At 61.4% G+C, this 2,839-nt stretch carries 3 protein-coding genes and 1 pseudogene; all 4 read right to left on the bottom strand.

Annotated features, from left to right (window positions below):
- Positions 1 to 431, bottom strand: a pseudogene (locus tag ABYW26_RS12810) (branched-chain amino acid ABC transporter permease); the annotation flags it as partial.
- Complete coding sequence (locus ABYW26_RS12805; protein WP_372605293.1) at positions 428 to 1,438, bottom strand: branched-chain amino acid ABC transporter permease; 1,011 nt, start codon at positions 1,436 to 1,438, stop codon at positions 428 to 430. The pseudogene ABYW26_RS12810 and the gene ABYW26_RS12805, both read right to left, overlap by 4 nt.
- A complete protein-coding gene (locus ABYW26_RS12800) occupies positions 1,438 to 2,154 on the bottom strand; it encodes an ABC transporter ATP-binding protein (protein ID WP_372605292.1) in 717 nt (238 codons plus the stop codon). The genes ABYW26_RS12805 and ABYW26_RS12800 overlap by 1 nt, the downstream gene beginning before the upstream one ends.
- Positions 2,155 to 2,217: 63 nt before the next feature.
- The coding region (locus tag ABYW26_RS12795; protein ID WP_372605290.1) for an ABC transporter ATP-binding protein at positions 2,218 to 2,839 on the bottom strand (622 nt) is incomplete at its 5' end.

The following is a 2,839-nucleotide window of genomic DNA, read 5'->3' as shown; positions in this document are numbered from 1 at the left end:
GCCTCGATCGCCTGAACCGCCGGGTCGAACAGGGCGCGATAAATCACGAAACTGACGACCAGCCACGCGATCAGAGCCAGACCGCGCCCGCGCAATTTACGCAACTTCTGCCAGATCAGCACCGCGCCAAACAGCGCCAGCGCCCCAAAGATCAGCGCCATGATCGCGCGCGCGCCGCCGGCGCTCCACGCTTCGGGCACCGGCGCGGCTGAGGTCAGCACCACCGCCAACCCGCCCAGCGCGGTAAAGCCGACGATGCCGACATTGAACAGCCCGGCATAGCCCCACTGAATATTCACGCCCAGCGCCATCACCGCCCAGATCAGCCCGAAATTCACGATGGTCAGGGCCGAGTTCCAGCTGTCCATGAACCCGGTCAGCACGATCAGCGCCGCCATGCCGACGAACATCATTCGATCACGATTGGTCATGCCGATTTCCCCCGAAACAGGCCCGTCGGGCGGAACAACAACACGATGACCAGAATGGCAAAGGACACCGCGAATTTGTAATCGGTGCTGAGAAGCTGCACCAGTCCCGAGGGCTCAAGGCTATCCGGCAGCAGATAGACCAGCACTTTTTTCCACGCGTAGGTGATAGTCACCTCGGAAAAGGCGATGACGAAACCGCCGGCAATCGCGCCGATCGGGCTGCCCAGACCGCCAACGATGGCCGAGGCGAACACCGGCAGCAACAGCTGGAAATAAGTGAAGGGTTTGAATGACTTGTCCAACCCATAGAGAACCCCGGCAATGGTCGCCAGCGCCGCCACGATCACCCAGGTGATCATCACCACGCGTTCAGGGTTGATGCCGGACAAAAGCGCCAGATCTTCGTTATCGGAAAAGGCGCGCATGGATTTCCCGGTGCGGGTGCGGTTCAGGAACCAGAACAACACCGCCACAACGATCAGCGCCGCCACGATGGTCAACCCCTGCGTCGTGCGCAGCGCCAGCCCCTCGTCCAGCCCGGTCAGGGTCTTGAATTCGCGGGCGGTGATGATGAACCGCTCGCCATCGGCAAAGTTCTGGTCATTGGGGCCGATGATCAGGCGCACGATGCCGTTCATCACGAACATCACCCCGATCGACACGATCACCAGAATGACCGGCGCCGCCTTTTGCCGCCGGTAAAAGCGATAGACAATGCGGTCGGTGAAAATCACCAACAGCGCCGTCACAGCGATGCCAAAGGGCAGGGCCAACAGCGCCGTGGGCAGCGGCCCAAGGCTGACGCCTGCCGCCTGCAAGCCCCATGTGCCCAGAATGGTAACCATGGTGCCAAAGGCCATCGTGTCGCCATGGGCAAAGTTCGAGAACCGCAGGATGCCATAAACCAACGTCACCCCCAGCGCCCCCAGCGCCAGTTGTGCGCCGTAAGCTGTTGCCGGGATCACCACGTAATTGGTCAGCGCCACCAGCGCATTGAGGAAATCCATCATTTGCCCCCCAGAAAGGTGCGCCGGACCTCGGGATTGGCCAACAGCGCCGCGCCGGTATCGGTATAGGCATTCGCGCCCTGCACCAGAACATAGCCCTTGTCGGCGATCTCCAGCGCCTGCCGGGCGTTCTGTTCGACCATCAGGATCGAAATGCCGGTGCGGGCAACCTCGATGATCCGGTCAAAGAGTTCGTCCATGACGATCGGGCTGACCCCGGCGGTCGGTTCATCCAGCATCAACAGCGTGGGCTTGGTCATCAGCGCCCGTCCCACCGCGACCTGCTGACGCTGACCGCCGGACAATTCACCGGCCGGCTGACGCCGCTTGTCGCGCAGGATCGGGAACAGCTCATAAACCTGCTCCATGGTCTCGGAATAATCGTCGCGCCGGATAAACGCGCCCATTTCAAGGTTTTCCTCGACCGTCATGCTGGTGAAGATGTTGTTCACCTGCGGCACAAAACCCATGCCCCGCGCCACCCGATCTTGCGGAGACAATCCGGTGATGTCCTGACCATCCAGCGTCACGTGACCGGTGTGCAGGTTCAGCATCCCGAACACCGCCTTCATCGCCGTCGATTTCCCGGCGCCGTTGGGGCCGACGATCACCGCGATCTCGCCGCGCTCGACCGACAGGTTGCAGCCATGCAGAATATCGGCGCCGCTGCCATAGCCGCCAGTCATGTTCACCGCGTTCAGAAACGGATCAGCCATGTCCGCGCCCCTTTTTCTTGGGCGAAATACTCCCGCCGGAGGCCAGAATCTTTTTCTGCTCGCTCATCCGGCCACCACCTTGTTTTTCAGGCCGGTGCCCAGATAGGCCTCGATCACCGCTTCGTTCTGCATGATCTCGTCAGCCTTGCCCTTGGCCAGAACCTTGCCCTCGGCCATCACGATGACCGGGTCGCACAGGCGCGAGATGAAATCCATGTCGTGTTCGATCAGGCAAAAAGTATAGCCGCGTTCCTTGTTCAACCGCACGATTGCGTCGCCGATGGTGTTCAACAGGGTGCGGTTCACCCCGGCGCCGACCTCGTCCAGAAACACGATCTTGGCATCGACCATCATCGTGCGGCCCAGTTCCAACAGCTTTTTCTGGCCGCCCGACAGGTTGCCGGCGCGTTCATCCGCCAGGTGGTCGATGGTCAGGAATTCCAGCACCTCGTCAGCCATGCGGGCGAGGGCGCGTTCTTCCTCGGCGATGCGGCGGCGGTTGAACCATGTGTTCCACAGGGTCTCGCCCGATTGGCCGCCCGGCACCATCATCAGGTTTTCGCGCACCGTCATCGACCCGAATTCATGCGCGATCTGAAAGGTGCGCAGCAGGCCCTTATGAAACAGCACATGCGGCGCCAGACCGGTAATGTCCTCGCCATCCATGGTGACTGTGCCGGCGGTT

The sequence above is a fragment of the Actibacterium sp. genome (assembly GCF_041584535.1).
GTDB lineage: Bacteria > Pseudomonadota > Alphaproteobacteria > Rhodobacterales > Rhodobacteraceae > Actibacterium_D.
The sequence above is the reverse complement of the archived record's forward strand: the minus strand, read 5'-3'. Positions and strand labels throughout refer to the sequence as shown.

Bases quoted from the DNA above. Each gene is read 5' to 3' on its own strand.
- ABYW26_RS12805 (WP_372605293.1), bottom strand. From the start codon at position 1,438: ATGGATTTCCTCAATGCGCTGGTGGCGCTGACCAATTACGTGGTGATC.
- ABYW26_RS12800 (WP_372605292.1), bottom strand. From the start codon at position 2,154: ATGGCTGATCCGTTTCTGAACGCGGTGAACATGACTGGCGGCTATGGC.